This is a genomic window from Bacillus sp. cl96, assembly GCF_900100505.1.
GTDB classification, from domain to species: domain Bacteria; phylum Bacillota; class Bacilli; order Bacillales; family Bacillaceae_G; genus Bacillus_A; species Bacillus_A cereus.
The window spans coordinates 418,994-425,262 of record NZ_FNDM01000004.1 but is presented as its reverse complement, the minus strand read 5'-3'; the positions used below and the strand labels follow the sequence as shown (position 1 = coordinate 425,262).

The following is a 6,269-nucleotide window of genomic DNA, read 5'->3' as shown; positions in this document are numbered from 1 at the left end:
GAGCAATCAACAATTCGTATTTAAAATTTAAATGAGAAGGGGGGTACTGGTTTATTTCTTATAACCTCTTGCATACTACTGACTTGGATGAATGGTAGTATGCAAGGACAGATCGTTCCTAACAGGAACCTGCCGTCATTCTTTCACAATAGGTGGATGAAAAGGTCACAACCCTTACGGACAGGAAAAAGGTGAGATTCCTTTTCGGTAGTTGGCATTTGACTTGGTTCGCCAACAATTTATAGGTTTTTATAAGAATTTTAAACCAGGAGAAAACTATGAAAACAGTATTATTAACAGGATTTGATCCGTTCGGTGGAGAAAGTATCAATCCAGCTTGGGAAGTCGCAAAAAGTTTGCATGAAAAAACAATCGGAGAATACAAGATTATTAGTAAACAAGTACCCACTGTATTTCATAAATCAATCAGTGTATTAAAAGAGTATATAGAAGAACTAGCACCGGAATTTATTATATGCATTGGACAAGCTGGGGGTAGACCAGATATTACGATAGAGCGTGTCGCAATTAATATTGATGATGCAAGAATTGCTGACAATGAAGGGAACCAACCGGTAGATGTACCGGTTGTAGAAGAAGGACCAGCTGCTTATTGGTCTACACTTCCGATGAAAGCGATTGTAAAAAAACTTCAAGAAGAAGGTATACCGGCTTCCGTTTCACAAACAGCAGGTACGTTCGTTTGTAATCATTTATTCTATGGTCTCATGCATGAACTAGAAAAACATGATACAAAAATGAAAGGCGGATTTATTCATATTCCGTTTTTACCAGAGCAAGCGAGTAATTATCCAGGGCAACCGAGTATGTCACTTTCTACTATTCGTAAAGGGATAGAGTTGGCAGTTGAAGTAACGACGACCGTTGAGGTAGATATTGTAGAGGTTGGTGGCACGACGCATTAAGTAGAATGAATTGCACGACACCTCCTGTAAACAACTGGTATAATAAGTATAGCAATATACATAGAGGTGATTTTTGTGCAACAATTTGAAGAAGTACGTTTGATTTTAGAAAAAGCGAAGAAAATTACAGTATTAACAGGAGCTGGTGCAAGTACGGAAAGTGGTATCCCAGATTTTCGTTCAGCAAATGGATTGTATGCTGATGCGAATGTGGAAATGTACTTATCAAGAGGGTACTATAACCGAAGTCCGAAAGAATTTTGGAAGCATTATAAAGAAATATTTCAAATTAATACGTTTCATCAATATAAGCCAAATCGTGGCCATCGCTTTTTAGCTGAATTAGAAGAAAAAGGAAAAGATATTACGGTTTTAACGCAAAATATTGACGGTTTACATCAATTAGGTGGTAGTAAACATGTCATTGATTTACACGGCACACTGCAAACTGCACATTGTCCGAAGTGTAAAACGGGATATGATTTGCAGTATATGATTGATCATGAAGTGCCGCGCTGTCAGAAGTGTAATTTCATTTTAAATCCAGACGTTGTTTTATACGGAGATACATTGCCGCAATATCAAAATGCGGTCAAACGTTTATATGAAACAGATGTGCTTATCGTTATGGGAACATCACTAAAAGTACAGCCTGTCGCTTCATTCCCGCAAATTGCAAAGAGGGAAGTAGGAGCAACAACTATTTTAGTAAATGAAGAGTTAACAGGACAGGAATATAACTTTGATGTTGTTTTTCAAAATAAGATTGGTGAGTTTGTTGAAGGGTTATCTTCAATGAAATAAGTTATCGAAAAAACTGAGGTATCTGCCTCAGTTTTTTATTTGAGTAATCACTGTTTTAAGCCATATGAAAACATTTTGATAACGTAGTAACAACATCTCTATAATTTATAAAAATCAATTTGCCGCATTTTTCTTTTAGAATAATATTCATGTTATTGTGCATTAAGGGAATGGTAATAAATAGGATGTAAAAACAAAAAACTGAAAATTAAATCTTTTATTTCTTTTATAATTAATATAAAATTCTATATATATCATATAAATAAATTTGATACATAATGATTTTGCGTAGAAATGTTAATAGAATGAAGCGAGGGAGCGAAATGAGACAGAAAAAGGAGCAGAAAAAACAATCGAAAAAGAAAAAGACTCATATTCCATTTCGGTTAAATGTACTATTTTTTATTGTCTTTCTTTTATTTTCAGCTATTATAATTCAATTAGGTAAAGTACAAATCATTGATGGAGAAACGTATAGAAATGAAGTAAACAAAAAGGAAGATGTAACGGTAAGTACTCCCGTTCCTAGAGGGAAAATGTTTGATCGGCAAGGTCACGTTATTGTAAATAATAAACCATTACGAACCGTTACATATACGAAAATGAGAGGAGTAGACTCGAAAGAAGTTTTACAAGTAGCAAGAGATTTAGCTAAGCTAATTGAAATGTCGCAAGAGGACATGGATAAGTTAACAGAGACAGATAAGAAAGATTTTTGGATGCAGTTAAATGAAAAGCGGGCAGCGGCGAAAGTAACGAAAGAAGATGAGAGTAAATTTAGAAAGCAAGAAATAGAAGGAAAAGAGTTAGATAAAAAAGTAGAAGAACTGCGCCGGGAAAGAATTACACAAGAAGAACTAAATGAGCTTTCAAAGGAAGATATAGAAGTATTAGTAATTAAAAGCAAAATGAATGCGGGATATAAAATGACGCCGCAAATCGTTAAAAAAGATGTAAGTCAAAATGAATATGCTGTCGTTAGTGAAAGGTTGGCAAGCTTACCAGGGGTAGATACGACAGTAGATTGGGAACGTGAATACCCAAATGATAAAATACTGCGCTCTATACTAGGTAGCGTTTCTAATGAAAATGAAGGATTGCCAAGAGAACAATTAGATTATTATTTAGTTCGTGATTATAATCGAAACGACCGTATTGGTAAAAGTTACATTGAAAAACAATATGAAGATGCACTACATGGAACGAAGGAACAGTCTAAAAATATTATGGATAAAGCAGGGAAGATTGTTCGAACAGAAAAAGTGACTGAAGGAAAAAGTGGAAATAACTTGATGTTAACAGTCGATATGGATTTACAGAAAAGAGTAGAGGGCAGCCTTGAAAAGAATTTACGAGCCTTTCATGCTGCAGAGCCGATGATGGATCGTGCGTTCGTAGTAATGATGAATCCGAAAAACGGTCAAATTTTATCAATGGCAGGAAAGAAAATTGTAAATAAAGATGGCGGTATGCAAATAGAAGATTATGCATTAGGAACGATGACAAGTTCTTATGAGTTAGGGTCAACTGTAAAAGGGGCTACTTTATTAACTGGATATCAAACAGAAGCGATTAAGCCGTATACACATTTCTTTGATGCGCCAATGTATTTTAAAGGAAGTTCTAAGCCGAAGAAATCGTGGAAAGAATTTGGGGATATTGATGATTTAAGAGCTTTGCAAGTGTCATCGAACGTTTATATGTTTAATACGGCTTTAAAAATGGCAGGCATTAATTATGTCCCAAACAATCCATTAGACATTAAACAAGAAACATTTAATAAAATGCGCTACTATTTTAGACAATTTGGCCTAGGTGTGTCGACTGGTATTGACCTGCCAAATGAATCAATTGGTCAAGTAGGTAGAACTGATAACATACCCGGATTTTTACTTGATTACGCGATTGGACAGTATGATACATATACGCCGCTTCAGCTTGCACAATATATTTCCACAATTGCAAATGGCGGTTACCGAATGAAACCACAAATTGTACAAGAAGTTAGAGAGCAACCGAATAGACCAGAGGATGTAGGAAAAGTCGTTCGGTCGATTGAACCAGTTGTATTAAATAGAGTGGATATGGACACTTCGTACATTAATCATGTAAAAGAAGGATTTAGAAGAGTTTTTCAAGAAGCTGACGGAACAGGTACCGGAACGTTTAAAGGTCTACCATATAAACCAGCGGGAAAAACAGGAACAGCTGAGACAGTATATGGTGGAGAAAGTGATATTGGAAGAGATGAGAACAACAACCGAAAAAAATGTTATAATTTAACTCTTGCCGGTTATGCACCATATGATGCTGATCCGGAAGTAGCTTTTTCAGTTGTTGTACCATGGGTGAATGATGATAAATCAGGAATTAATTCTGCGATTGGTAAAGAGATTTTGGATGCGTATTTTGAATTAAAAACAAATAGATCAAATGCAAATTCAATTCCAGTAGAACAACCGAACAAGGCACAGTAAAAATAGTATCACTGCATGGAAACATATTGTGCAGTGATATATTTTTTGAGTTAAAAAGCGCTTTATAAGGTGGGAATGGATATGAAAAAGGAGATTAAGAGAGGCTGGGGAAAGTACATACTATTTATATTGGTGATAGTCATAGGCTACCATTCTTTTACTTTATGTAAGGTGGAAGGGGAATCGATGCAGCCGACTTTATATGAAGAAGACTACGTATTTGTAAATAAAGCGGTAGTACGTCTTTCTAATTTACAACACGGAGAAATTGTCATTATAAAAGAAGAGGATGAATCGAAATATTATGTGAAACGTGTAATAGGGCTTCCTGGTGATGTAATTAACATAACGAACGGAAAGGTATATGTGAACGATAAAAAGCAAGAAGAACCATATACAAACAAAGATTTATTTAACAACACACAAGTGTTTTATAATTTTCAAAAGACAAAAATTCCGCCAAATAAGTTATTTGTAATGGGAGATAACCGCGAAGTAAGTAGAGATAGTCGAAATGGCTTAGGATATATTGAAGAAGATAACATAATAGGCAAGGTGGAATTTGTATATTATCCTTTTTCAAAAATGAAAATGATAGAATAAGTGGGGGATGAGCAAAACCCCACTTATTAAAGTTTCACTTTATTTTCTTTAAAAAACCTTTTGGATTAAATGATATGAAAAATTTATGTTTAGACTCGTCGATTATGAAGTTATTATTTTTAGTTAAAAACTCATCCACAGCTTCCATCGGGCCAGGACCCCAATCGGGAAGAAGCGGATTTCCATTAATGGAGGTATCTTCTACAATCATATAACTGCCAGTAGTGACGATAGATTTATATAGTAATAGTTCTTTGGAGACATGTTCTTTACTATGATCAGAATCTAAAATAACTAAAACCACATCATCAGGTTTGCGCATGCTTACAATTGTTTGGATGGCCTGCACAGAAACAGAAGATGCTGTTAAATACGTAATCCGATTATGTGATGGCCGATTTGGCTGCGGAGTTATATCGATAGTAAGTACGTGACCTTTTCCAATTAAATCTAACATAGAAGCTAAATACAGTGCACTACCACCGTGAAAAGTCCCGCATTCAATAATTAAATCGGGCTTTAATTCATAAATAATTTCTTGATACAAAAAGAGATCAGAGGGAAGTTTACAGATTGGAACCCCGAACCAGTGTGTATCGTTTAACCACACGAGGCTGTTGTAATATTGGTTTAGAAATTCATTGCTTATATTATCGATTTTAAATTCTCCTTTCTAAAAAGGATTCTCTCGTTTGACGTAAAGTGTTTACGCATGAAAGTTGTACTATATATTATGTAGTAAGGAATTGTAAGGCGAGTGTTTTTACTTGAAAATAAGTCAAATAACTCATGTGGAAAATGAAAGGAAATGATCGTATGTACAAATACACAATTTGTTTTATTAGAAAAAGCGATAAAATACTGCTATTAAATAGAAATAAAAAGCCGAATATGGGGATGTGGAATGGTGTTGGAGGAAAAATAGAAGAGAATGAAACGCCATACGAAGGAATAATTAGAGAAACATTTGAGGAAACGGGTATAGAACTTTCAAGTGTAACGTATAAAGGGAATGTCGTTTTTAAAAGTAAGGACGAGCCTCGAGGTAGTGAAGGAATGTATGTATTCCTTGCTGACCTGCCAGATGGAGTACATATGGACACGCCATTAAGTACGACGGAAGGATTATTAGAATGGAAAGAAATTGATTGGATATTAAATAAGGATAATAGAGGTGTAGTTAGCAATTTACCAAAATACTTACCAATAGTATTAACAGAAGAAAATAAGTTAGAGCATATATTCACATATGATAACCGGAATATTATTACTTACACAACTTCATTTTGTACAGAAGATGATGCGAACAAACGGTATGAAAAACAACTCATTTCTCAATAGAAGAGGATAGTGAAAAATCACGTTTTGTTCTCATTATATATACGAAGTGATTATATGTTTCAGAAATACAATTTATTGGTCAGAATTGTAATATGTATGATATAACTTTTCTTATGGT

6 protein-coding genes are annotated in these 6,269 nt (G+C 34.6%); 5 read left to right on the top strand and 1 reads right to left on the bottom strand.

Features of this window, described 5'->3' with window-relative positions; genetic code table 11:
* The first annotated feature begins 278 nt into the window (after window positions 1-278).
* The 4 genes from pcp (at window position 279) to lepB (ending at window position 4,810) form a co-directional block, all read left to right on the top strand.
* A complete protein-coding gene (gene pcp, locus BLT20_RS12500; RefSeq protein ID WP_000859733.1) occupies window positions 279-926 on the top strand; it encodes a pyroglutamyl-peptidase I in 648 nt (215 codons plus the stop codon).
* A 75-nt stretch (window positions 927-1,001) separates the two neighbouring features.
* Complete coding sequence (locus BLT20_RS12495; protein ID WP_001183776.1) at window positions 1,002-1,730, top strand: NAD-dependent protein deacylase; 729 nt, start codon at window positions 1,002-1,004, stop codon at window positions 1,728-1,730.
* Between the two features lie 323 nt (window positions 1,731-2,053).
* Window positions 2,054-4,207 carry a peptidoglycan D,D-transpeptidase FtsI family protein gene (locus tag BLT20_RS12490; RefSeq protein WP_001249191.1) on the top strand — a complete coding sequence of 718 codons (2,154 nt, stop codon included), beginning with the start codon at window positions 2,054-2,056 and terminating at the stop codon, window positions 4,205-4,207.
* A gap of 81 nt (window positions 4,208-4,288) precedes the next feature.
* Entirely contained in the window at window positions 4,289-4,810 is a 522-nt protein-coding gene (gene lepB / locus BLT20_RS12485) for a signal peptidase I (protein ID WP_002094069.1), read from the top strand.
* 34 nt (window positions 4,811-4,844) lie between these two features.
* Here lepB and BLT20_RS12480 read toward each other — a convergent pair whose 3' ends face one another.
* Window positions 4,845-5,468, bottom strand: a complete 624-nt coding sequence (locus BLT20_RS12480) for a cephalosporin hydroxylase family protein (protein ID WP_265736937.1) — start codon at window positions 5,466-5,468, stop codon at window positions 4,845-4,847.
* Between the two features lie 131 nt (window positions 5,469-5,599).
* Here BLT20_RS12480 and BLT20_RS12470 point away from each other — a divergent pair, with 131 nt between their 5' ends.
* Complete coding sequence (locus BLT20_RS12470; RefSeq protein ID WP_000265740.1) at window positions 5,600-6,151, top strand: NUDIX hydrolase; 552 nt, start codon at window positions 5,600-5,602, stop codon at window positions 6,149-6,151.
* The last annotated feature ends 118 nt before the right edge of the window (window positions 6,152-6,269 follow it).

Excerpts from the sequence above, each read along its gene's own strand:
- BLT20_RS12490 (WP_001249191.1), top strand. The coding sequence starts at position 2,054 with ATGAGACAGAAAAAGGAGCAGAAAAAACAATCGAAAAAGAAAAAGACT.
- pcp (WP_000859733.1), top strand. The coding sequence starts at position 279 with ATGAAAACAGTATTATTAACAGGATTTGATCCGTTCGGTGGAGAAAGT.
- lepB (WP_002094069.1), top strand. The coding sequence starts at position 4,289 with ATGAAAAAGGAGATTAAGAGAGGCTGGGGAAAGTACATACTATTTATA.
- BLT20_RS12470 (WP_000265740.1), top strand. The coding sequence starts at position 5,600 with ATGTGGAAAATGAAAGGAAATGATCGTATGTACAAATACACAATTTGT.